General features: G+C 66.4%; 21 protein-coding genes and 1 pseudogene. 12 read left to right on the top strand and 10 right to left on the bottom strand.

Annotated elements, in window-relative coordinates; translation table 11 throughout:
* Positions 1 to 81: 81 nt before the first annotated feature.
* Positions 82 to 591, bottom strand: a complete 510-nt coding sequence (locus OVA31_RS14535; RefSeq protein WP_267627331.1) for a winged helix-turn-helix transcriptional regulator — start codon at positions 589 to 591, stop codon at positions 82 to 84.
* 98 nt (positions 592 to 689) lie between these two features.
* Here OVA31_RS14535 and purB point away from each other — a divergent pair, with 98 nt between their 5' ends.
* The gene (purB, locus tag OVA31_RS14540; protein ID WP_267627332.1) at positions 690 to 2,117 is read left to right on the top strand and encodes an adenylosuccinate lyase; all 1,428 of its coding nucleotides are present in this window, start codon (positions 690 to 692) and stop codon (positions 2,115 to 2,117) included.
* 104 nt (positions 2,118 to 2,221) lie between these two features.
* Here the strand turns inward: purB and OVA31_RS14545 are convergent, their stop codons facing one another.
* The gene (locus tag OVA31_RS14545) at positions 2,222 to 2,512 is read right to left on the bottom strand and encodes a SelT/SelW/SelH family protein (RefSeq protein WP_267627333.1); all 291 of its coding nucleotides are present in this window, start codon (positions 2,510 to 2,512) and stop codon (positions 2,222 to 2,224) included.
* 35 nt (positions 2,513 to 2,547) lie between these two features.
* Between OVA31_RS14545 and OVA31_RS14550 the strand changes: the two genes are divergently transcribed.
* Positions 2,548 to 3,438, top strand: coding sequence for a phosphoribosylaminoimidazolesuccinocarboxamide synthase (locus OVA31_RS14550; protein ID WP_267627334.1), 891 nt, complete (start codon positions 2,548 to 2,550; stop codon positions 3,436 to 3,438).
* Positions 3,439 to 3,441: 3 nt separating this feature from the next.
* Positions 3,442 to 5,586, top strand: a complete 2,145-nt coding sequence (locus OVA31_RS14555; RefSeq protein ID WP_267627335.1) for a S9 family peptidase — start codon at positions 3,442 to 3,444, stop codon at positions 5,584 to 5,586.
* 79 nt (positions 5,587 to 5,665) lie between these two features.
* Here OVA31_RS14555 and OVA31_RS14560 read toward each other — a convergent pair whose 3' ends face one another.
* Together OVA31_RS14560 and OVA31_RS14565 are read right to left on the bottom strand one after the other, a co-directional pair.
* Positions 5,666 to 7,219 (bottom strand): DHA2 family efflux MFS transporter permease subunit, encoded by a 1,554-nt coding sequence (locus tag OVA31_RS14560; protein WP_267627336.1) that lies wholly within the window; start codon positions 7,217 to 7,219, stop codon positions 5,666 to 5,668.
* Entirely contained in the window at positions 7,216 to 7,791 is a 576-nt protein-coding gene (locus OVA31_RS14565) for a MarR family winged helix-turn-helix transcriptional regulator (protein WP_420714042.1), read from the bottom strand. Before OVA31_RS14565 ends, OVA31_RS14560 begins: the two co-directional genes overlap by 4 nt.
* A gap of 142 nt (positions 7,792 to 7,933) precedes the next feature.
* Here OVA31_RS14565 and OVA31_RS14570 point away from each other — a divergent pair, with 142 nt between their 5' ends.
* The 5 genes and pseudogenes from OVA31_RS14570 to OVA31_RS14590 all read left to right on the top strand — a co-directional run bounded on the left by OVA31_RS14570 (position 7,934) and on the right by OVA31_RS14590 (position 11,564).
* Positions 7,934 to 8,416, top strand: a complete 483-nt coding sequence (locus tag OVA31_RS14570; RefSeq protein WP_267627337.1) for a glutathione peroxidase — start codon at positions 7,934 to 7,936, stop codon at positions 8,414 to 8,416.
* A 277-nt stretch (positions 8,417 to 8,693) separates the two neighbouring features.
* Positions 8,694 to 8,933 carry a phosphoribosylformylglycinamidine synthase subunit PurS gene (gene purS / locus OVA31_RS14575; protein WP_267627338.1) on the top strand — a complete coding sequence of 80 codons (240 nt, stop codon included), beginning with the start codon at positions 8,694 to 8,696 and terminating at the stop codon, positions 8,931 to 8,933.
* 10 nt (positions 8,934 to 8,943) lie between these two features.
* Positions 8,944 to 9,624 (top strand): phosphoribosylformylglycinamidine synthase subunit PurQ, encoded by a 681-nt coding sequence (purQ, locus tag OVA31_RS14580; RefSeq protein WP_267627339.1) that lies wholly within the window; start codon positions 8,944 to 8,946, stop codon positions 9,622 to 9,624.
* Positions 9,624 to 10,304, top strand: coding sequence for a hypothetical protein (locus OVA31_RS14585; RefSeq protein WP_267627340.1), 681 nt, complete (start codon positions 9,624 to 9,626; stop codon positions 10,302 to 10,304). The genes purQ and OVA31_RS14585 overlap by 1 nt, the downstream gene beginning before the upstream one ends.
* Positions 10,277 to 11,564 (top strand): annotated as a pseudogene (locus OVA31_RS14590) (M18 family aminopeptidase). Before OVA31_RS14585 ends, OVA31_RS14590 begins: the two are co-directional and overlap by 28 nt.
* Positions 11,565 to 11,567: 3 nt before the next feature.
* Here OVA31_RS14590 and OVA31_RS14595 read toward each other — a convergent pair.
* The 3 genes from OVA31_RS14595 to OVA31_RS14605 form a co-directional block, all read right to left on the bottom strand.
* Positions 11,568 to 12,314 (bottom strand): lytic transglycosylase domain-containing protein, encoded by a 747-nt coding sequence (locus OVA31_RS14595; RefSeq protein ID WP_267627341.1) that lies wholly within the window; start codon positions 12,312 to 12,314, stop codon positions 11,568 to 11,570.
* A gap of 441 nt (positions 12,315 to 12,755) precedes the next feature.
* Positions 12,756 to 14,069: a hypothetical protein gene (locus OVA31_RS14600; RefSeq protein ID WP_267627342.1), complete on the bottom strand. Its 1,314-nt coding sequence runs from the start codon at positions 14,067 to 14,069 to the stop codon at positions 12,756 to 12,758.
* Positions 14,070 to 14,074: 5 nt separating this feature from the next.
* Positions 14,075 to 15,052: an AraC family transcriptional regulator gene (locus OVA31_RS14605; RefSeq protein ID WP_267627343.1), complete on the bottom strand. Its 978-nt coding sequence runs from the start codon at positions 15,050 to 15,052 to the stop codon at positions 14,075 to 14,077.
* A gap of 92 nt (positions 15,053 to 15,144) precedes the next feature.
* On the opposite strand from OVA31_RS14605, the gene OVA31_RS14610 reads away from it, so the two are divergent.
* Both OVA31_RS14610 and OVA31_RS14615 read left to right on the top strand, forming a co-directional pair.
* Positions 15,145 to 16,005 (top strand): NmrA family transcriptional regulator, encoded by an 861-nt coding sequence (locus OVA31_RS14610; RefSeq protein ID WP_267627344.1) that lies wholly within the window; start codon positions 15,145 to 15,147, stop codon positions 16,003 to 16,005.
* Positions 16,002 to 16,484 carry a DUF1772 domain-containing protein gene (locus tag OVA31_RS14615; protein ID WP_267627345.1) on the top strand — a complete coding sequence of 161 codons (483 nt, stop codon included), beginning with the start codon at positions 16,002 to 16,004 and terminating at the stop codon, positions 16,482 to 16,484. Before OVA31_RS14610 ends, OVA31_RS14615 begins: the two co-directional genes overlap by 4 nt.
* Positions 16,485 to 16,512: 28 nt before the next feature.
* On the opposite strand, the gene OVA31_RS14620 is transcribed toward OVA31_RS14615, so the two are convergent.
* From OVA31_RS14620 to OVA31_RS14630, 3 genes are all read right to left on the bottom strand, one after another.
* The gene (locus tag OVA31_RS14620) at positions 16,513 to 17,853 is read right to left on the bottom strand and encodes a VOC family protein (RefSeq protein ID WP_267627346.1); all 1,341 of its coding nucleotides are present in this window, start codon (positions 17,851 to 17,853) and stop codon (positions 16,513 to 16,515) included.
* Positions 17,850 to 18,404 carry an RNA polymerase sigma factor gene (locus OVA31_RS14625; protein WP_420714043.1) on the bottom strand — a complete coding sequence of 185 codons (555 nt, stop codon included), beginning with the start codon at positions 18,402 to 18,404 and terminating at the stop codon, positions 17,850 to 17,852. The genes OVA31_RS14620 and OVA31_RS14625 overlap by 4 nt, the downstream gene beginning before the upstream one ends.
* Positions 18,405 to 18,479: 75 nt before the next feature.
* The gene (locus tag OVA31_RS14630; RefSeq protein ID WP_267627347.1) at positions 18,480 to 19,334 is read right to left on the bottom strand and encodes an alpha/beta fold hydrolase; all 855 of its coding nucleotides are present in this window, start codon (positions 19,332 to 19,334) and stop codon (positions 18,480 to 18,482) included.
* Positions 19,335 to 19,406: 72 nt separating this feature from the next.
* On the opposite strand from OVA31_RS14630, the gene OVA31_RS14635 reads away from it, so the two are divergent.
* Together OVA31_RS14635 and OVA31_RS14640 are read left to right on the top strand one after the other, a co-directional pair.
* On the top strand, positions 19,407 to 20,024 hold the full coding sequence (locus tag OVA31_RS14635; protein WP_267627348.1) for a TetR/AcrR family transcriptional regulator: 618 nt from the start codon (positions 19,407 to 19,409) through the stop codon (positions 20,022 to 20,024).
* 99 nt (positions 20,025 to 20,123) lie between these two features.
* A complete protein-coding gene (locus OVA31_RS14640; RefSeq protein ID WP_267627349.1) occupies positions 20,124 to 20,930 on the top strand; it encodes an LLM class flavin-dependent oxidoreductase in 807 nt (268 codons plus the stop codon).
* Positions 20,931 to 20,947 lie beyond the last annotated feature (17 nt).

Raw genomic sequence — 20,947 nt, forward strand, 5'->3', positions numbered from 1 at the left:
TCCAATCTCTCGCGATCACTTCAACCACCCAGATGGTTGCATGATGAGACCGTGGAGTTCAAGGCCTGGAAAGCGTCAGTGTCAGTCGTGGGACATCCGGTCGAATCGGGCCTTCACGTCGGGACGCTCCCGCAGCCGCACCGGGTAGCCGGGGCCGAAGGACATTCGGGACTCCTCGATCGGCATCGCCTCGCCGCAGTGTTCGCAGACCACCCGTGCTCGGGTCTCGTGCCCGCAGGCGGTGTGACGCAGGGTCAGCGGCGGGCCGGCATCGTCGGCCAGCCAGCGGTCACCCCACGCGGACATGGCCAACAGGACGTCCCAGAAGTCGGCCCCCTTGTCGGTCAGGACGTACTCGTGGCGAATCGGTTCGCTCGCATAGAGGTTCCGCTCCAGCATTCCCTCGTCGACCAGCCTTCGGAGGCGGTCCGTCAGGGTGTTGCGGGCGATGCCGAGCTCGCGTTGGAACTCGTCGAACCGTCGGGTTCCGTAGAACGCCTCACGGAGAACCAGTGCGGTCCAGGGATCGCCCACAAGGTCGGCGGTACGAGCCATCGAGCAGGGCCAGTGCGAGAAAGACGCGCGACGCATCTGGTCATTCTACGTCTCATCACGAGACTGAGCCGATCAGCCGCCATTCGGGTGACCGCGGTCGCGGGGGTCGACGCCCTCGCGACTACACTGTGCACGTGTCGAAGCCTGCCATCTCCAACGTTCTGGCCAGTCGTTATGCCTCCGCGGACCTCGCGGAACTCTGGTCGTCGCGCCACAAGATCGCCCTCGAGCGTCAGCTGTGGATCGCCGTCCTCAAGGCCCAGCGCGACCTGGGCATCGACGTCCCCGACGGTGCGATCGCCGATTATGAGAAGGTCGTCGGCCAGATCGACCTCGAATCGATCGCCGAGCGCGAGCGCGTCACGCGCCACGACGTGAAGGCGCGGATCGAGGAGTTCAATGCCCTGGCCGGGCATGAGCAGATCCACAAGGGCATGACCAGCCGAGATCTCACCGAGAACGTCGAGCAGCTGCAGATCCTCCGCTCGCTCGAGCATGTGCACGCGCACGGCGTGGCGGTGCTCGCGCGCATCGTCGAGCGGGCCGCGCAGTATTCGACGGTGGTGATGGCAGGCCGCAGCCACAACGTGGCCGCCCAGGCCACCACACTCGGCAAGCGGTTCGCGAGCGCCGCCGACGAACTGATGGTTGCGCTCACCCGGTTGCGCGAGCTCATCGATCGTTATCCGCTGCGCGGCATCAAGGGGCCGATGGGGACCTCGCAGGACATGCTCGACCTCCTGGGCGGCGACGCCACCAAGCTCGCCGACCTCGAGGCGCGCGTCGCCGATCATCTCGGCTTCGCGCGTTCCCTGACCTCGGTGGGCCAGATCTATCCGCGGTCGCTCGACCACGACGTGGTGTCGGCGCTGGTCCAGGTCGCCGCCGGACCGTCGTCGCTGGCCCACACCATCCGCCTGATGGCCGGCCACGAACTGGTGACCGAGGGCTTCCAGCCGGGGCAGGTCGGCAGCTCGGCCATGCCGCACAAGATGAACACGCGCAGCTGCGAGCGGGTCAACGGACTCCAGGTGATCCTCCGTGGTTACGGTTCGATGGCCGCGGAACTCGCCGGGGCGCAGTGGAACGAGGGTGACGTCTTCTGTTCGGTCGTGCGTCGGGTCGCGTTGCCGGATGCATTCTTCGCGATCGACGGACTCATGGAGACCTTCCTGACCGTGCTCGCCGAGTTCGGCGCCTATCCGGCGGTGATCGCCAACGAGCTCGACCGCTACCTGCCGTTCCTGGCGACCACCAAGGTGTTGATGGCGTCGGTGCGGGCAGGCGTCGGTCGCGAGACCGCACACGAGGCGATCAAGGAGAACGCCGTCGCGGTCGCCCTCGCCATGCGTGAGCAGGGGCGGGAGCCGGATCTGCTCGATCGGTTGGCGGGTGACGATCGCATCCCGCTCGATCGTGCCCAGCTCGACGAGCTCCTCGCCGACAAGACGGTGTTCGTCGGCGCAGCGGAGCAGCAGGTGGCCGACGTCGTCGCCGCCGCGGAGAAGGTCATCGCCGACTACCCGGACGCCGCCGGTTACGCGCCTGCGCCGATTCTCTGACCCTTCGAGACACTTCGCCGGCGCTCCGTTCCTCAGGGACCGCGATATGCGAGCGCTGCGCCCTGAGGAGCGAGCTTGCGAGCGTCTCGAAGGGTCTCGAAGGGTTACGAAGGATCCGCTGACCGATCCGCGTGCCCCAGATTCCAGTCGGGTAGCGCGGTGTCGCGGACGAGGCGTTTGAGCGTCACCACGTCGGGAAACCCGCCGTCGCGTTTGCGTTCCCAGACCTGCTTCCCATCGACGTCTATATGGAACACACCCCCGGTGCCCGGGACCAGTGTCACCGAGCCCAACTCGGTGCCGAACGTGGTGAGCAACTCGCTCGCCATCCACGACGCCCGCAGCAGCCAGTTGCATTGCGTGCAGTAGGTGATGGAGATCAACGGACCGGACATGCGATGCAGGATGTCATACCTCTAGGGTCGAAGCCATGCGTCCTGAACTGCAGTCGTACACGCACCTGGCGTCGGGGAAGGTTCGCGAGATCTACGAGATCGACGCGAACACCCTTCTCCTGGTCGCCTCGGACCGGATCTCGGCGTACGACCACATCCTGAGTCCGGCGATACCGGACAAGGGCCGCATCCTGACCGCGATGAGCTTCTACTGGTTCGACGTGCTCGGAGTACCGAATCATCTGGCCGGCGGGCCGACCGACGAGCGGATCCCGGCCGAGTGCGTCGGGCGTTCGATGGTGGTCCGCAAGTTGCCGATGGTGCAGGTCGAGTGCGTGGCGCGCGGATACCTCACCGGTTCCGGTCTGCTCGACTACCGTGCGACGGGCGCCGTCTGCGGGGTGGAACTGCCGACGGGGCTCGATGAGGCGAGCGAGCTGCCGGAGCCGATCTTCACGCCGGCCACCAAGGCCGCGCAGGGCGACCATGACGAGAACATCAGTTTCGAGCGGGTGGTGGAGCAAGAAGGCGCCGAACGCGCGGAGCGATTGCGTGCGTTGACTCTCGACATCTACGGGCGCGGCGCCGGCATCGCTGCCGAGCGCGGAATCATCCTGGCCGACACCAAGTTCGAATTCGGGCTCGGCGATGACGGCGAGCTGGTATTGGCCGACGAGGTACTGACCCCGGATTCGTCACGGTACTGGGAGGCGGCCACATATCGGCCCGGCGAGGTGCAGCCGAGTTTCGACAAGCAGATCGTGCGGAACTGGCTGACGGGACCGGACTCCGGCTGGGACCGGGCGGCCGATCAGCCACCCCCGTCGTTGCCGGAGCCGGTGGTGAACCGAACCCGAGAACGTTATATCGAGGCCTACGAGTGGATTTCGCAGAGATCCTTCGCCGACTGGCCGGATCACGAGTAGGAGATGATTGTGAAGTCCGACGTCGCCGCCCCGGTGGCCAAGAAAGTGCCGAGCGAACGTGTTCACCATGGTGACACTTTTGTCGACGAGTACGAATGGTTGCGGGACAAGGAAGATCCCGAGGTCGTCGCCTATCTCGAGGCGCAGAACGCGTTCACCGAGTCACACACCGCCCAGCTCGACGGATTGCGCAAGCAGATCTTCGGCGAGATCAAGAGTCGCACACAGGAAACCGACATGTCGGTGCCCAGCCGTCGTGGCCGGTACTGGTATTACGCACGGACCGAAGAGGGTAAGCAGTACGCGATTCGGTGTCGGTGTCCGATCTCCTCCGACGACGACTGGACTCCGCCGGAGGTCGTCGCGGACGCGCCGCTCCCTGGTGAAGAGGTACTCCTCGACGCCAACGTCGAGGCCGAGGGGCACGACTTCTTCAGCCTCGGTGCGCTCTCCGTCAGTGACGACGGTGACTGGCTGGCCTACAGCACCGACACCGTCGGTGACGAGCGGTATCTGTTGCGGTTCAAGAACCTTCGCACCGGCGAACTCCTCGACGACCAGATCGCCGACACCGCGGGCGGTGCGGTGTGGTCGTCGGATGCCCAGCACGTCTTCTATCAGACTGTCGACGACGCATGGCGCCCGGACACGGTGTGGCGTCACGACATGGGCGCGGGCACCGACGACGTGCGGGTGTTCCACGAGCCAGACGAGCGGTACTGGGTCGGTATGGGCTCCACCCGAAGCGACAAGTACCTGATGATCGGCGTGGGGTCCAAGATCACCTCTGAGGTGTACGTGCTCGCCGCCGACGACCCGACCGGAGAATTCCGCAGCGTCGCGCCGCGGGTCGAAGGTGTCGAGTACAGCGTCGAGCACGCCGTGATCTCCGGCGACGACTATTACGTGATCGTGCACAACGACATTCGCGACGGGGTGAAGGCGGAGAACTTCGCCATCGACATCGCACCGGTCGACGATCCGTCGGCCCGCCACGAGTTCATCGCGCACGATCCGGAACGCCGGATCGAGGATCTCGACGCCTTCCGTGACTACCTCGTGCTCTCGTACCGTTATGCGGCACTTCCGAAGCTCGCCATTGCCGATCTGCGTGGCATCGACGGAATCCCCGCTCCCGCAGACTTTCACGAGATCGAGTTCGAGCAGGAACTCTCGTCGTCTGGGCTCGGTGGCAATCCGGAGTGGGTCACACCGAAACTGCGCATCGGATACGCCAGTTTCATCGAACCGACCGAGTTGCTGGATCTCGACGTCGCCACCGGCGAGCGCACCTTGCTGAAGCGGCAACCGGTCCTCGGCGGGTATGACCCGGCCGATTACGTGCAATCACGCGAGTGGGCGACCGCGGCGGACGGCACAAGGATCCCGTTGTCGATCGTGCGGCGCAAGGGTGTCGACGACAACCGGCCCGCACCTCTGCTGCTGTACGGCTATGGGTCGTACGAGACGAGCATCGATCCCGGGTTCTCGGTCTCGAGGCTGTCGATGCTCGACCGCGGGGTGGTGTTCGTTCTCGCCCACATCCGTGGTGGCGGCGAGATGGGTCGATACTGGTACGACAACGGCAAGACCCTGACCAAGAAGAACACCTTCACCGACTTCGTCGATGCAGCCGGGTACCTGGTCGACACCGGCTGGACCACGCCGAAACAGATGGTGGCCGAGGGTGGTTCGGCAGGTGGCCTGCTGATGGGTGCGGTCGCGAACCTGGCGCCGGAGCTCTTCAACGGCATTCTCGCCTCGGTGCCGTTCGTCGACGCTCTGACGTCGATTCTCGACCCGTCGTTGCCGCTCACGGTGATCGAATGGGACGAGTGGGGAGACCCCCTACATGACCCGGACGTCTACGCCTACATGAAGACGTACTCACCGTACGAGAACGTCGGGGCCAAGCCCTATCCGCCGATCCTGGCTCTCACCTCGCTCAACGACACCCGCGTGCTGTTCACCGAGGCGGCGAAATGGGTGGCACGTCTTCAGGAACTGAGCACGTCGGACAACCTGGTGCTGCTCAAGACGGAGATGTCGGCAGGTCATGGCGGCGTGAGTGGCCGCTACAAGCAGTGGGAAGAGGTCGCCTTCGAGCTGGCGTGGATTCTCCAGCAGACCGGCGCCATCACCGCCTGACTCAGCACCACACGCAAAACTCCCACAAACACCGGATGCATTCCGGGTTTGTGGGAGTTCTGCGTGTGGGAGTGACGAGCTAGTGCATGACGATCGGCGCGCGATCCATGTCCTCTTCGGTCAGCGACGATGCGATCTTCTTGCGGGGCAGGAAGAACGCGGGGATCAGCGTGAGCGCGATCAGGATCGCGCCGACGACGAAGGTCGAGCCGAAGGCGTTCGCCGCGGCCTCGAAGAACGAGGTCGGAAGGGGTGCGCCCTGCATGTCGGCGGGGAGCTTGTCCGGCGCCGTGTTGGACACGATGGCGAGCATTCCCTCCGGCGCGTTCTTGAGATTCGTCGCCAGGATCACCGCGATGACGGCCGAACCGATCGACGAGGCGGTCTGCTGGACCACGTTCACCAGCGTTGAGCCGTCGGGCACCTGCGAGTTGGTCAGGGTCGCCAGGGCGGCGGTCATGATCGGCATCATGGTCATGCCCATACCCAGGCCCTGGACGAACAGTGCGCCGCAGAGGATGAGGTAGGACGTTTCCGCGCCGATGAACACGAACGTGCCCATGCCGAGGAACATCAGGACGATGCCGGCCAGCACGAACTTTCCGGGACCGATCTTGTCGGTCATCCGGCCGGCGATCGGCATGGTCAGCATCGCGCCGATACCCTGCGGGGCCAGCAGCAGACCGGCGGAGAGAGTCGTTTCACCGCGGACGCCGATGAAGTACTGCGGGAACAAGAGTGATGCACCGAAGAACGCGATCATGAACAGCGTCATCGAGATCACCGCGACGGTGAGGGTGCGGTTGCGGAACAGACGCAGGTCCAGAAGTGGCTTGTCGCTGTGCAGTGCGTGCCAGATGAATCCGGCGATCAGGGCCGCGCCGATGATGGCCGGCACCAGGACCTTGGCCGAGATGAACGTGCCCGCCTCGCTGCTCGACGAGATGCCGTACAGGAACAACGCGAGACCTGGGGAGAGCAACAAGAGTCCGACGAAGTCGATCGACGGCCGGGAGGTCTCCTCGTCGTTGCGCAGTGCGAACCACGAGTAGATGATCGCGACGATGCCGATCGGCACGTTGATCAGGAACACCCAGTGCCACGAGGCCTTCTCGATGAGCAGGCCGCCCAGGATGGGTCCTGCGATGGGGCCGAGGAGCATCGGGATGCCGAGCACGGCCATCACTGAACCGACGCGCTCCGGACCGGCCGCCTTGGTCAGGATCATCATCCCGATGGGCATCAGCAGGCCACCGCCGAGACCCTGGATGACGCGGAACGCGACCAGCGAGCCGATGTTCCAGGCCAGGGCGCACAGCGCCGAACCGATGACGAACAGCACCAGAGAGGTGAGATAGACCTTCTTGGTACCGAAACGTGCTGCGGCCCAGCTGGACAGTGGGATGGCCGCGGCGAGCGCCAGCGTGTAGCCGGTCATCGTCCAGGCCGCTCCCGCGGCGTCGGTCCCGAACTCCTGCTGGAAGGTGTTCTGTGCCACCGACACAACGGTGACGTCGAGGATCGACATGATCGCGCCCAACACGACCACGCCGGCGACGATCAGGATGTGCCGGTCGAGCTTGGTGTCCGGCGGGCCCGCGTGTGCGTGCGCCGGCGTTGACGAGGAGGTCATGAATTGGCTTTCTGTGAACTGTCCGATGAGGGGGCAGGATCGGAGGCCGGGGACGGGTCGCCGATACCGGAGAAATAGTCGACCTCGTTGTCGACGATGGGATTCAGGGCGCCGCACAGGCCCCGTCGCAGCGGCTCGGGGAGTCGACCGATGAAACCACGGATCAGGTCCTGTTTGATGCTCAGCTGGGAGTCGACGATCTGCCGGCCCTCGGTGGTCAGTGACACCCGTTTGACCCGACGGTCGGCCGCGTCCTCGCGACGATCGACGAGCCCGGTACCGACGAGTTTGTCGACCGTCCGGCCCGCGGCGGCCAGCGACAGATTGACCTGATCGGCGATCTCGTGGACCGACATGCACTCGACGCCGTCACCGTCACCGTGCGCTCCGAGTGCGAACAGGACGCGCAGTTGGGAGAACGTCAGCTCGGTGGCGGCGAGCGTGTCCATGGTGTGCGCCTTGCCCATGCAGGCGAGCCGGTCGAGGAAGCCGATGAGCGTGTCGCAGGCGGCGTCGACGGAACCCGCTGGAGCGGGGGACGAGTCGCGGATCTGCGTCGGGGTTTCGGCCACGGATACAAAAGTAACGCCTACGCAACTATTTCGGAAACGCAAGTAACGGTGAGATCCGGCATAACGGATGTCTTGCAGTGACGGGGGTCATACCGGGGGTGATCTCCGGCTCCGATCTCCAGGCTGCGATAGCGTCGAAGGGGTGAGCAACGTCAAGGACATCCCCGTCAAGGCGCTCGATGGCAGCGCGCTCGATCTCTCCGCCCTCCCCGGACCGATTCTGGTGGTCAACGTGGCGAGCAAATGCGGCCTGACCCCGCAGTACACCGGCCTCGAGGAGATCGCGAAGTCTTATGGTGATCGCGGTCTGACCGTCGTCGGCATGCCGTGCAACCAGTTCATGGGTCAGGAGCCCGGCACCGCCGAAGAGATCGCCACCTTCTGCTCGACCAGTTACGGTGTCACCTTTCCTCTCCTGGAGAAGGCCGACGTCAAGGGCGACGACCAGCACCCGTTGTATGCCGAGCTGACCAAGGCGACCGACGCGGACGGCGAGGCGGGCGACGTGCAGTGGAACTTCGAGAAGTTCCTCGTCGGCGCCGACGGCACTGTGATCAATCGCTTCCGTCCCCGCACCGAGCCGAACGACCCTGCGGTGATCTCGGCCATCGAAGCGGCCCTCTGACCCCAACCGTCGGCAGGCTCCGACCTCGCCGATCGGGCCCACTCCCCGTCGATCGTGCACAGTTTTTCGTCGATCGTGCACATCAGTGCACGGTCGACGAGTTTCTGTGCCCGATCGATGAGGTTGTGGGCCCGATCGACGGGATTGTGGGCCCGATCGATGAGGCTGTGCGTCCGGTCGGCGCAGTACGGCGGAGCGATGCAGGCGCCGTGTGGCCGGCGACCACCCGGTAAGGTGATCGCTGAACAGCGCACCAGCGAGAACGGAGCAAGTGCCCATGGCGCGAGTGGTGGTCGACGTGATGCCGAAGGCCGAGATCCTCGACCCGCAAGGGCAGGCGATCGTGGGAGCTCTGGGTCGGCTGGGATTCTCCGGGATCGCCGACGTCCGGCAGGGCAAGCGGTTCGAACTCGAGGTCGACGACTCGGTCGACGACGTGGCGCTCGAACGTATCGCGGAGGAATTGCTCACCAACACGGTGATCGAGAACTTCAACGTCTCGCGCGTCGCGGACTGAGGGCCGACTCATGACTGCTCGTATCGGGGTCATCACCTTCCCTGGCACGCTCGACGACATCGACGCGGTGCGCGCGGCGCGACTGGCCGGTGCCGAGCCGGTGGAGCTGTGGCACGGCGACGCCGATCTCAAGAATGTCGATGCGGTGATCGTGCCGGGAGGCTTCTCTTACGGCGACTACCTACGTGCAGGCGCCATCGCCAGGTTTGCGCCGGTGATGGGGTCGGTTCTGGAGGCGGCGACCAAGGGAATGCCGGTCCTCGGGATCTGCAACGGTTTCCAGGTGCTGTGCGAGGCGGGGTTGCTGCCGGGCGCGCTGACCCGTAACGAGGGCCTGCACTTCGTCTGCCGCGACGAATGGCTGAAGGTCGAATCGAACACGACGACGTGGACGAGCCGCTTCGAACGAGGCGCGGAGATCCTCATCCCGCTCAAGTCCGGCGAGGGCCGCTACGTCGCACCGCAGGGCAAACTCGAGGAGCTCGAGGGCGAGGGCCGTATCGCGTTCACCTATTCCGGAGGCAATCCGAACGGCTCGGCACTCGACATCGCGGGGATCTCCAGCGCCGACGGCCGCATCGTCGGACTGATGCCGCACCCGGAGCATGCCACCGAGGCGCTGACCGGACCCAGCGACGACGGTCTGGGACTCTTCTATTCGGTGATCGATTCCGTGCTCGCCGCCGCCTGATGACCTCCCTGATCATGGCGGCCATCGGCGTCGCCATGCTCGGGTTGTGCACTGTCGCTGTGCGTCTGCGGGCGCGGGTCGGCGGGATCGCGGTGGTCGTCGCGGCCATCCTGGTCGGTCTCGCGTATGACAATGTCGCAGTGGCAATCGGTCGTCTGATCGGTTACGGCGATGTGCTGCTGGCGATCAACGTGCCGCGCTTCTGGATTCATGCGATCGTCACCCCGCTTCTGATCATCGTCGCCGGGGTCCTGGTCGGTCGTCTGGGTGTGACCCGGGTACGAGACCGGAACATCGCGCTCGCGGGCTGGGCGCTGGTCGCGATGCTCATCGCGATCGGTGTGGTCGAGGAGATCGTCCGGGCCAGGCTGGTCCCCGAAGACGCGGGTGACGCCCTGCGATACGTGAACGCAGAGGCGCAAGGACCGCCGCTGCCGGCCATCATCACCATCCTCGCGCTGATCGTGCTCGGTGTGATGGCATGGCGCCATGCAGGTTTCCCGTGGCTTTTCGTCGGGGCGATCGTCATGCTGATCGCGGCTGCGGCCGGCAGTGCGGTCCTGTGGATAGGAAACCTCGGCGAACTCGTACTGCTCGCGGCCGTCGTCGCGACGATGGCCGCCGTCGGCGGCGGCGTCAGGCTGCCGCTGACATCAGCAACCGTAGGAGGTGCCCGTTGATCACGACCACTGCCACCGCCGAGGGGCTCGGCGAATTCATCGATGCTTCACCGTCGCCGTTCCACGTGTGTGCCACCGTCGCTGCCGAATTGGAGGCGGCAGGTTATGTCCGACTGTACGAGCACGAGGAGTGGACGACCGCCCCGAGTCGGAACTACGTCATCAGGGGCGGCTCGGTGGTCGTGTGGGATACCGGCGAGGGCAATGCCTTTCGCATCGTCGGCGGACACACCGACAGCCCGAACCTGCGGGTCAAGCAGCGTCCGGACCGGACGTCGGCCGGCGTGGGGATGGTGGCACTCGAACCGTACGGCGGGGCCTGGCTGAATTCGTGGCTGGACCGCGATCTCGGGCTGTCCGGCCGGTTGGCCTATCGGGTCGGGGCCGGCGTCGAGCATGTGCTGGTCCACGTGACCGAACCGGTTATCCGAGTGCCGCAGTTGGCGATTCACTTGTCCGAGGACCGCAAAGGAGTCACCCTCGACCCGCAGCGGCACCTCGACGGGCTGTGGTCGGCGAGCGCGGAGGTGGCCGATGTCCTGGAGTGGGTGGCTTCCTATGCAGGCATCGAGCCGTCGTCGTTGCTGGGTTGGGAGTTGATGACCCACGACGTCACGCCGTCTCGGCTCATCGGTCCACGCGATGATCTGCTCAGCGCCCCACGCCTGGACAATCAGGGGACGTGCTACGCCGGGCTGCGCGCGCTGCTCGATTCGGAGCCCTCGAAGGAGACCCGGATGGTGGCGCTGTTCGATCACGAGGAGGTGGGCAGCGGGTCCGAACGAGGCGCCGCCTCCGACTTCCTGGCCACCATTTGCGAGCGGATCGTGTTGGCCCGCGACGGTTCTCGCGCCGATTACCTGCAGGCGATGGCGGCGAGTGTCTGTGTGTCAGGCGACATGGCGCACGCGACCCACCCCAACTACCCGGATCGGCATGAGCCATCGCACCCGGATCGACATCAACGGCGGCCCGGTACTCAAGGTCAACCAGAACCTGCGGTATGCCTCGGATGCGGTGGGCGAGGCCGTGTTCGCGATCGCGTGTGACTCTGCGGGCGTGCCGATGCAGCGCTACACCCATCGCGCCGACCTGCCGTGCGGGTCGACGATCGGCCCCATCACGGCCGCACGCACGGGTCTGACCACCATCGACGTCGGGGCGCCGCAGCTGGCGATGCACAGCGCGCGCGAGCTCATGGGTGCCGACGACGTACCGATGTATTCAGCTGCGCTGCAGGCATTCCTGAGCGGGTCGTGACCGTCAGTAGCTCCGAGCGAAGCCCAGCACATCGTCGACGTAGGTCATCGAGTTGTTGTACCGGAGGATGGCGGACACCTGTTCGGAGGTACTGCGGAGGTTCTTGTGCCCGTCGCAGAGATAACGCCCGGTGGTGAGCGCGGCGTCGTAGATGTTCTGCGGGTCGCTCTTGCCGTCGCCGTTGCCGTCGGCCCCGTAGTGCTCCCAGGTCGACGGTAGGAACTGCATCGGGCCGACAGCACGGTCGTAGGTGGAATCGCCGTCGAGACGCCCACCGTCTGTGTCGGCGATGACCTCGTTGGCTGCCAGGCTGCCGTCCAGCGTCGGACCGTAGATGGGGGTGCGCAGTTCGCCGGTGGCCCGGTCCACGTCGCCGTTGTTGGCGTGATGGGACTCGACCCTGCCGATGCCTGCGATGACCGGCCACGGGATCCCGCAGCTGGGATTCGTCTTTGCCAGGATGTCGGCAGCCCTCTGGTAGGCATCGTAGTTCGGAGCGGGCACCTGGCCGTCGGCCACCGCGGCCGGTGGGCGAGGCGGTGGCGGCGGCGGAAGTGGAGCCGGCAGGCGGAAGGTCGCTGCGGCACGTCGAACCGTGGCCTGCGCGTCTCCGGTGATCGGCTGCGCGGAGACCTCCGAGGACGAGGCAGTCGCTTTCGGGGTGGTGGTGGTGGAGTGCCCGACACCGGTGGCGCTCGCGGCGATGACGCCGATGGGGACGATGGCGGCCGCCAGGATGGGGGCGCGCACCTTCCAGACCTCCCGACGCGCATGACTGGTCGGAACTCTCGGTGTCTTCGGTTTCCTGGGACCGGTGAGTGTGATCGGTTCGCTAGGCCAGAGCGGGGTGGTCTGCTCGAAGGGATTCCACTCGTCCGGTGGCCCGAGCGGGTCCCATTCGACCGGCGGTGGGGGTGGGGGAGTCAAGGTGAACGATGATGCACCAAGCGTGGATGCGGAATGCTTCCCCAAGACGAATCAACCTCGCGAACAACACATCGGTGGACTGCTTACCCGGTGTGGTCCCCCCCAGAGCGACCATCGACCGTCGCCGACCGTACACCAATTCTCGGGCCCACCGTTATCTTGCCGTTATCAAATCTGAGATGTTCCTGAAGGTCTTCGCAGTGGCGCAGTTCAGTGGTCTACGACCGGGCGCGCTGTGACGCCACGCACAGTTGGGGCCGCCGATCAGTGGGGCCGCAGGACCGTGATCGAGGTGCCCTCATGAAGGACGATGTAGCCGTCGACCGCCTCGGTGGTGCCGATCACCGACCGCGTCCAGGCGATCTGGCCGGTCGTGGTGTCGACGGCCGTCACCTGATCGGGGTCGGCGAAGATCATGGTCGTGCCCGACGAGCCGACGCACGACAGGTGGTCGATGTTGCTCTCCGGTTTGTCGAACGCGGGAGGGTCCATCCGGCCGACCCGCTTGCCGTCCGCCAGGGTGTAGAAGAGCCGGGTCCGATCCTTGAGGGCGAGTGCCACCTCGGTGCCGCATGGCTTGGTGTTCGCCTTCGACAGTTCCGGGTCGGTGATCTGCCAGAGCGCATCCTCACGCGCCGGATCGCGGATCTCGTAACGGCCCTGGGTGGCCTGGACCTGGCCGTCACCTGTGCCGGCCAGGACGGGCAGCGTCGACGGGCCGCCGAGAACCCGGAGTCCGTCGGAGACGGCGACCGGGGGAGTCTGTACGTCGCCGTCGGTGACCGCATAGGTCGCCACCCGCTCGTGGCCGAATTCGTTGTACTGCACGGTGATGCCGGTGTCGAACGAGGTGATTTCGCACTGGCTGCACGAGAGGCGGTCGGCTCCAGTGGCGGGGTCGAGGATGAACCGTGTGCCGTCCGCGGTGCTGACGATCAGCACGCCGTCGGGTCGGGTCCTGGCCTGTGCCGAGGCGGCGAACGTGCGCGACCAGATCTCACGGCCCGCCGGGTCTCGCATGGTCGCGCGGTATCCGGCCTGATCGATGCGGAGATAGTCCGATCCAACGCCGACGACGTGCTCGGTGTCGTCGAGGTCGGTACCCGAAGTGGGAGTGCCGGTGTCGTCGATCAGATAGAAGCCGTCCGGGACCCCGCCAAGCTTGATGGCGCAGCCGACCTGCCCGAGATCGTTGAGGCCGCAGCCGCCGAGTCCGGCGACCACGGGGTCCTTCCACAGCGGTGAGCCCGACCTCGCGGTCACGAGGACGAAGGCGCGACCGAGTCCGGATGGATAGGCGAGAAGCCATTCGTCGCGCCACGTGTCGACCACCTCGACGCCGGAGTCGGCGCGATAGCCGGGCAACGTGTCACTCGACTGGGTCCATGCGACGTCGGGCTCGGTGGAGTAGCCGCGCAGATGCCCGTCGCGGTACTCGGTCGTATTGTCCGCCGGCGTACCGATGGCGAGGACCGCCGCGACCGACGCGACCATCGCGGCGACGAGAAGCATCGTCACCGTGCCGATGCCGAAGGGCATGCGCCGCACGAGACCGGCGAGTGACGAGCGGATGGACATGGCAATCAGTGAACCATGAGCCCCGCGGCGCTCGCGTCGTCGCCGTCGGTCATCCGTGCACGGTAAGCCGCCGGGCTCACCCCGCGCCGACGTTTGAAGGCGGTGCTGAAGGCGAACGGACTGCCGTAGCCGACCTGGCGGGCAATCGAACTCAGGGATCTGGTGCGGTCTGACAGGAGATCGGCGGCCAGCGACAGCCGCCACTGCGTGAGGTAGGTCATTGGCGGCTCGCCCACCAGGTCGGTGAAGCGCCGGGCCAGCACGGGCCGCGACACCCCGGTTGCCGACGCCAGGGAGGCAACCGTCCACTGGTGGTCGATGTTGTTGTGGAGCAGGCGAAGTGCATGACCTATCACCGGATCGGTATGCGCGCGGTACCACTGTGCCGCCCGAACCCGCCCGGATTCCATCGCTTGCCGCAGGCCGGTGATCAGCACCAGATCGAGGAGCCGGTTCAACACGGCTTCCTGTGCGGGGGAATCGCGGACGATCTCGATCTCCATCAGTGACACCAACGGGTGATCGTGCATGGACACCACCGTGAACCTGTCGAGGGCGTCGAGCAGGCGCTGGCTGACCTCCCCGCTCGCGTATGTGCCGATGAGCATGACGGCGTCGGCCGATGGGGCGTCGACGCAGTTGCCCCATGACCGGACGCCGAAGCACATGTCCTCGGCGACGCTGTGCGTGCCGGTGGGATCGAAACAGTCGCCGTTCGCGTCGATCCGAGCCACCCAATGGTGCGTCGGGTCGTCGGCGATCGTGTACGGGTGGGTGCCGCGGATGAGCGCGACGTCGCCGGCCGCGAGGGGGTGTTCGGTGCCGTCGTCATAGGTGAGCGTCGATGTTCCGCGGGTGACCGCGACGACGGTCAGTGGGGCGGTGTCCTCGATGCGCACCGACCACGGCGCACTCATCGCCATCCGCAACATCATCGGGCTCTGTGCGCGAGGTCCGTTGAGGAGACTGCCGAGTGCATCCATGGCATCGAGCATACGACAGGGCGAGACGATCTCGTATGTATCAGAGCCAATCGGCTATGGATCGTCTCGGTCGAGCGCGGTGAACTGAATGCATGAACCAGAACACGAACCACCCGGAATCAGCACCCGTCCTCGTCATCGGGGCGACCGGCAAGACCGGCCGCCACGTCGCCGACCATCTCGAGAAGAGGGGTCGGTCCGTGCGCAGAGCCGGCCGGTCCAGCGCGACGAGATTTGATTGGTCCGAACGTTCGACGTGGGCACCGGCGCTCGCGGGAGCCGGGGCCGTCTACATCGCGTATCAACCCGACCTCATCGTGCCCGGCGCCGACGACGACATCGCGGAGCTGGTCCGTCTCGCCGATGCGGCCGGGGTGAGGCGCCTGGTGCTGCTCGCCGGCCGGGGTGAGGCGCAAGCGCAGGAGGCCGGACGCATCGTGCACGCCGCTCGCGCGGAGTCGACTGTTCTCTCGTGCGCCTGGTTCGATCAGAACTTCTCCGAGGGTGGCTTCGCACCGGAGATCGCCGAGGGCTCACTGACTCTGCCGGTGGGTGAGGTGGGTGAACCGTTTGTGGACACCCGGGACATAGCGGAGGTGGCGGTGGCTGCCCTGCTCGACGAGACGTTGCAGGGCGGTAGTCCCCATGCCGGGCAGACCTACGAGTTGACCGGACCGCGCCTGCTGACATTTGCCGAGGCGGCCGCCGAGATCGGTGCGGCGCGTCGGCGGACGATCTCCTTCAATCGCGTCGGCGCGCAGGAGTATCGCGATCTGCTCTCCGGCCTCGGGGTCGCGGAGGCGGAGATCGACCTGTTGTCGTCGTTGTTCGGCACGTTGTTCGACGGTCGCAATGCGCGGGTGTCCGGCGACGTCGCCCGTGTCCTCGGTCGCCCGCCGACAGATTTTGCCGACTTCGTGAAGTCCACTGTCGGTGAGGCGGTGTCGCGATGAGTCAGCTACGCGATGGGATTCTCGTCCTGGCGGTCACCACCGTGGGCCTGAGCGCGGGTCTGTTGTCGGCGTTCGCGTACGCGGTGATGCCCGGGCTCGATCGCGCCGGCGCGCAGGTCGCGGTGGTCGCGATGCAGCGCATCAACGCCGCGATCCTCAATCCTGTGTTCGCGCTGATCTTCTTCGGTGGGTTGGTGTTCGGTGTGCTCGGTATTGCGCTGTGGTGGCAGGAGACGACGCTGCGGTGGTGGCTGATCGTCGCGGTCGTCCTCTACCTCGTGGCCCTTCTCATCACCATGGGCATCAACGTTCCGCTCAACACCCGGCTCGACGGCGCAGGCTCGGTGTCGGCGGCCGACGCACCCACGGTCTGGGAGGATTTCGTGCGACCGTGGGTGCGGTGGAACATCGTCCGGGCGTTCGCGGCGGTGGCCGGATTCGTGGTCATGCTCGTGGGTCTGGTGCAGACCCGTGGCTGATCGGTTCGCAGACGTACTCCGCCCGAGATCAGAAGAGCTGACCCAGGTAGAACTCGGTGCCCTGATCATCGGCACACAGGGCCATCACGCCGTACGCCTGGCTGTCGGGCTCGGTGATGACCCGGCCACCGGCGGTGACGACCCGCTCGACCGCCGCATCCATGTCGGCGACGTTCCACATCGGTACGGCCACGGCCTTGTCGGAACCGCCGGCGATGCCGACCTGCGGGCGGACATCGTCGACCTCCCATCCGTCGTCGATGCGACCGCCGTGGAAGGTCCAGCCGAGCACGGCGCCGTAGAAGGCCCGATAGCGCGAGCTGTCGGCGGTGTGCACGGTCAGATACGACATCTCTCCGATTCCGCGGGGATGTTGGTCTGGTCGCTGCTCGCCGGGGGCGGCGACGTGGACCGAGAAGGCGACTCCCGAATCGTCGGTGGCGTCGAGGACCTGCGTGCCGTCGCTCGAAACCTCGGACACCTCAGTGGCCTGCCCGCCTGCGGCGATGATGGCATCTCGCGCAGCGTCGAAATCGTCCACCGCATAGACGCAGTAGAGCGTGCCCGAGCCGTAACCGCCGGCGTCCGAGATACCCAGACGGTGACCGAGGTTGGTGACCTGCCGAGTTTCCGGATCGTAGTTCCAGCCGAGCACGGCGCCGTAGAAGCGTGCCGCTCGTCCGGCGTCGGGGGTCTGCAGAGACATGTAGACGATGTCGCCTGTGCGGATCCGGTTGTCGGTCTGTGCGCCCGTCTTCGACGGACCGGTCAGCATCCACCGGTGGCCGAACGGGTCGACGATCGTGCCGGTCCGGTTTCCGTAGCCCTCGTACGGCTCACGGGTCACCGCCGCGCCGCCTCGCTCGGCGGCGGCAACAGCGGCGTCGGTGTCGTCGACGGGCAGCATCAGGCTGACCGATACGTGCCCGGGGCTGGGCGCGCGCAGGCCCATGTCCTCGAACTCGGCGGCGAGATAGATGACACCACCGCCGATCTCGAGTTCGGCGTGACCGATGCGTCCGTCGTCCATGACAATCGGCTCGCCGCGCAGGCGTGCGCTGAGGTTGGCGACGTACCAGTCGATGGCCGCGCGACCGTCGGCGACGGTGAGATAGGGGAGTGCGCCAGGACGTTCGACGGCCGGTTCGGTGGCGTCGGTGGCCGTGGTGTCGAGGGTGCTCGCAGTGCTCATGACAACTCCTTGGGGCAGGGTCGCGCCACGCTCGAGTCGGTCCCGCAGCGTGCGGGCGAAGTCGGCGTCAGGCGCGACGGGTTCGGTCCAGCCGGGGGTATCGGAGGCCCGCAGGACGACGAGCGGATCGGACGGCGTTGCGCGGCCGCGATTCTCGGTGCTGTTGTACTCGCTCATGCGTGACCTCCTCCCCGGGTGTGGTGGGGTTGGCCGGGCCGGGAATCGGTGTCCGGATAGGCCGCGCGAAAGGCCCGCTTGGCCCGGGTGAGCAGCGCTTCGGTCGCACCGACCGTGCGGTCGAGGACGGCGGCGCAGTCGCCGACCGGCAGGTCGTCGACATACCGCAGGGTCAGCACCGCACGGTGCGTCGGCGACAGCCTGGCGAGCGTGTAGTGCGCCACCATGCGGTCGAGGTGGACCTCCCAGTCGTCGTCGATCGATTCCGGGAGTTGCTCGACGGGCTCGGGTGTCCGCTGCATGATCCGCCAGTGGTCCGCCAGTTTGTGCCGGGCGACCCCGATCAGCCATGGGGTGGTCGGTCGGGCGTCGTCGTCGCGGCGCACGGTGTCCATCGCGGCCAGGAAGGTCTCCGAGGTGAGATCCTCGGCCACCCGCCGATCCGAACATCGGCGCAGCAGGTAGCCGTACACCGCGGGCAGTGCATCGTCGTACACCGCCAGCAGTGCCGGCGCCCCGCCCTGGGGCGGGCCATCCTGTTCGCCGCTCACATCTTCATCGTCGTTTGTCGGACCCGTTTTCCGACGCCTGATCCGGAAAGAATTTGTCGCAGGGTCGGCGACGCGTCAGATTCTCGCGGTTGTCGAGGCGATCGCGTCGGCGACCGCACGCGGCTGGTCGAGTGACACAAAGGTGCGCGCATTCGGGACATCGATGAAGCGCGCGTTCGGGAAGACCGCCGCGAAGCGCCGACCGTGCTCTGGCGTGAAGCACCGGTCGTCGACGCCCCACACCATGGTCACCGGCCGGTCGAAGCGTGCGAGACGTGGTGTCACCGCCGCGAGTTCGGCCGGGTCGATCTTCTTCAGGAATGCGATGAAGTCGTCTCGGATGCGGGCGTCGGTGCGCAGCGGCTCGAACACCGAGAGCGTCAGATCGGGATCGGGATCGACGAGCAGCAGGCCGACGCCCAGCGGCGAGTGGCGTAGCGCCGTGATGCGCATGCTCTCGACCAGTGGCTTGAGCAGCGCCCGCTGACGCATCAGAGCGAAGTAGAAGCCGAACGGTTGCGGCGGGAACAGATCGAAGGCATCGCAATTGGTGAAGACCAGCGCGCGGACGAAGTCGGGGTCGGCGTCGAGGGCGAACTGGGTCACCGCACCCCCGGTGTCGTTCGCTACCAACGTCGCGTCGGAGAGGCCGAGTTCGGCGACGAACTCACGGACGAGTCGTGCCGCGCCCTGGGGGCTGCGGTCGGCGTCCGGGCCCCACGGAATGTGATGGGACCCGAGCGGGAGGGTCGGGGCATGGCACCGGTAACCGGCCTGCGCGAGGAGTTCGGCGACCGGACGCCACAGTCGATGGTCGACGACCGCGCCGTGCACGAAGACGATTGGTGGGTGCGGCGAGTCCTCGGGACCGTAGGTCGCATACTCGATGGTTCCGGAAGGCAATTCGATGGTGGTCGTCGTGCTGGTCATGAGCTCTCACCCTCTCGACTAGGCTTATCGTGAACTTACGAACACTCTGTATGAAAGTTACGTGCAACCTGTATGAAAGTCAATCGTCGAACCCAGGCCGAGCGCACCGCCGCCACTCGATCCGCGCTGGTCGCGGCCGGCCGCGCGCTGTTCGGTGAGCTCGGATATGCCGACGTCGGTACGCAGGCGATCGTCGACAAGGCCGGTGTCACCCGTGGTGCCCTCTACCACCAGTTCAAGGACAAACAGGGCTTGTTCGCGGCGGTGTACGACGACGTGGAGCAGGACATCACCGCCGAGGTCGCAGCTCGCGTCGGCGAACTCGCGATCACCGATCCGCTGTCTGCACTGAAGGCCGGTGTCCGCGTGTTCCTCGAGCGGGTGACAGACCCGGCGATCCACATGATCTCGTTGGTGGATGCACCGTCGGTGCTCGGCTGGAGCGAGTGGCGGGCGCGTGGCGAAGAGTTCGGCTTCGCGCTGATCGAGGGCATTCTGCAGGCGGCGATCGCTGCGGGGCAGATCGACGACCAACCCACGAGACCTCTCGCCCATGTCGCCATCGGGGCCCTCGACGAGTCGGCGCTGTATGTCGCGAGCGCAGCGGACCGGGACGCTGCCACCGCAGAGGTGCTCGTCGTCCTCGACCGAATCGTCGATTCGTTCGCGGGACGTTCGCAGCAGCGGTGAATCCGAGACGGGGTGGCCTGCGATTTCGTCCGCACCGATGAATTCCGCGTTGCCCCGTCGTCGATACCTCTGGATCGACCGACTGACAGGAGTCCAGACATGACGAAGCCGTTTCGATTCGGGGTGGTTGCCCCGCTGAGGACCGACCTGCCGACGTGGCGCGATCGCGTGCGCCGCGTCGCCGACAGCGGTTACTCGACGCTGCTGGTACCCGACTTCCCGCAGATGCAACCGGCTCCCGGTCCGATGCTGGCCACGGTGGCGGCCTTGACCGACCTGCGCGTGGGGACGTGGGTCTACGCCTCGCCGCTACGCCCGGCCTGGCTGACGGCGTGGGAGGCGCATTCGTTGTCGCTGGTGACCGAGGGGCGCTTCGAGATGGGCATCGGCACCGGCCGGCCGGGAATCGAGGACGAGCTCCGCGACAAGGGAATGCCTCCGGTACCACCGCCGAACGAGCGGCTGGCCCAGATGCGTGAGACGGTGAGGGCGCTGCGGGAACTCGACGGCCCCGACCGCCACACGCCCGTGGCGATGGCCGTGTACGGGCCCAAGGCGCGAGCGTTGGCGGCCGAGCTCGCCGACACGGTCACGTTCGCGCTGGGGGATCAACCCCGGGGCGAGGTAGAGCGATTGGCACGTGACTTCCGCACCGTCGGGGAGGTCGAGCTCGCGCTCGCCGTGCCGGTTGTCGGTGACGACGTCGCCCCGCACATGGCGCCGCCCGACACCGACCCGGCCGCACTTCGCGCGGCGGACGCGATGACCGTGCTCCCGGACGATCCGGCGGCAGCCATCGAGGAGATCCAGCGGCGGCGAGAAGAGATCGGCTTCTCCTACTTCATCTTCGGTGCCGACGTGGCCGACAGGTTTGCTCCGGTCGTCGCCGAACTCGCCGGACGTTAGCCCGGCATCGGGGATGA

The sequence above is a fragment of the Gordonia sp. SL306 genome, assembly GCF_026625785.1.
In the GTDB taxonomy this organism is placed as follows: domain Bacteria; phylum Actinomycetota; class Actinomycetes; order Mycobacteriales; family Mycobacteriaceae; genus Gordonia.

What these genes read in the sequence shown, in the direction of transcription:
- OVA31_RS14535 (WP_267627331.1), bottom strand. Translation starts at nt 591, where the DNA reads ATGCGTCGCGCGTCTTTCTCGCACTGGCCCTGCTCGATGGCTCGTACC.
- OVA31_RS14545 (WP_267627333.1), bottom strand. Translation starts at nt 2,512, where the DNA reads ATGTCCGGTCCGTTGATCTCCATCACCTACTGCACGCAATGCAACTGG.
- OVA31_RS14550 (WP_267627334.1), top strand. Translation starts at nt 2,548, where the DNA reads ATGCGTCCTGAACTGCAGTCGTACACGCACCTGGCGTCGGGGAAGGTT.
- OVA31_RS14555 (WP_267627335.1), top strand. Translation starts at nt 3,442, where the DNA reads ATGATTGTGAAGTCCGACGTCGCCGCCCCGGTGGCCAAGAAAGTGCCG.
- OVA31_RS14560 (WP_267627336.1), bottom strand. Translation starts at nt 7,219, where the DNA reads ATGACCTCCTCGTCAACGCCGGCGCACGCACACGCGGGCCCGCCGGAC.
- purS (WP_267627338.1), top strand. Translation starts at nt 8,694, where the DNA reads ATGGCGCGAGTGGTGGTCGACGTGATGCCGAAGGCCGAGATCCTCGAC.
- purQ (WP_267627339.1), top strand. Translation starts at nt 8,944, where the DNA reads ATGACTGCTCGTATCGGGGTCATCACCTTCCCTGGCACGCTCGACGAC.
- OVA31_RS14585 (WP_267627340.1), top strand. Translation starts at nt 9,624, where the DNA reads ATGACCTCCCTGATCATGGCGGCCATCGGCGTCGCCATGCTCGGGTTG.
- OVA31_RS14600 (WP_267627342.1), bottom strand. Translation starts at nt 14,069, where the DNA reads ATGTCCATCCGCTCGTCACTCGCCGGTCTCGTGCGGCGCATGCCCTTC.
- OVA31_RS14605 (WP_267627343.1), bottom strand. Translation starts at nt 15,052, where the DNA reads ATGGATGCACTCGGCAGTCTCCTCAACGGACCTCGCGCACAGAGCCCG.
- OVA31_RS14610 (WP_267627344.1), top strand. Translation starts at nt 15,145, where the DNA reads ATGAACCAGAACACGAACCACCCGGAATCAGCACCCGTCCTCGTCATC.
- OVA31_RS14615 (WP_267627345.1), top strand. Translation starts at nt 16,002, where the DNA reads ATGAGTCAGCTACGCGATGGGATTCTCGTCCTGGCGGTCACCACCGTG.
- OVA31_RS14620 (WP_267627346.1), bottom strand. Translation starts at nt 17,853, where the DNA reads ATGAGCGAGTACAACAGCACCGAGAATCGCGGCCGCGCAACGCCGTCC.
- OVA31_RS14630 (WP_267627347.1), bottom strand. Translation starts at nt 19,334, where the DNA reads ATGACCAGCACGACGACCACCATCGAATTGCCTTCCGGAACCATCGAG.
- OVA31_RS14635 (WP_267627348.1), top strand. Translation starts at nt 19,407, where the DNA reads ATGAAAGTCAATCGTCGAACCCAGGCCGAGCGCACCGCCGCCACTCGA.
- OVA31_RS14640 (WP_267627349.1), top strand. Translation starts at nt 20,124, where the DNA reads ATGACGAAGCCGTTTCGATTCGGGGTGGTTGCCCCGCTGAGGACCGAC.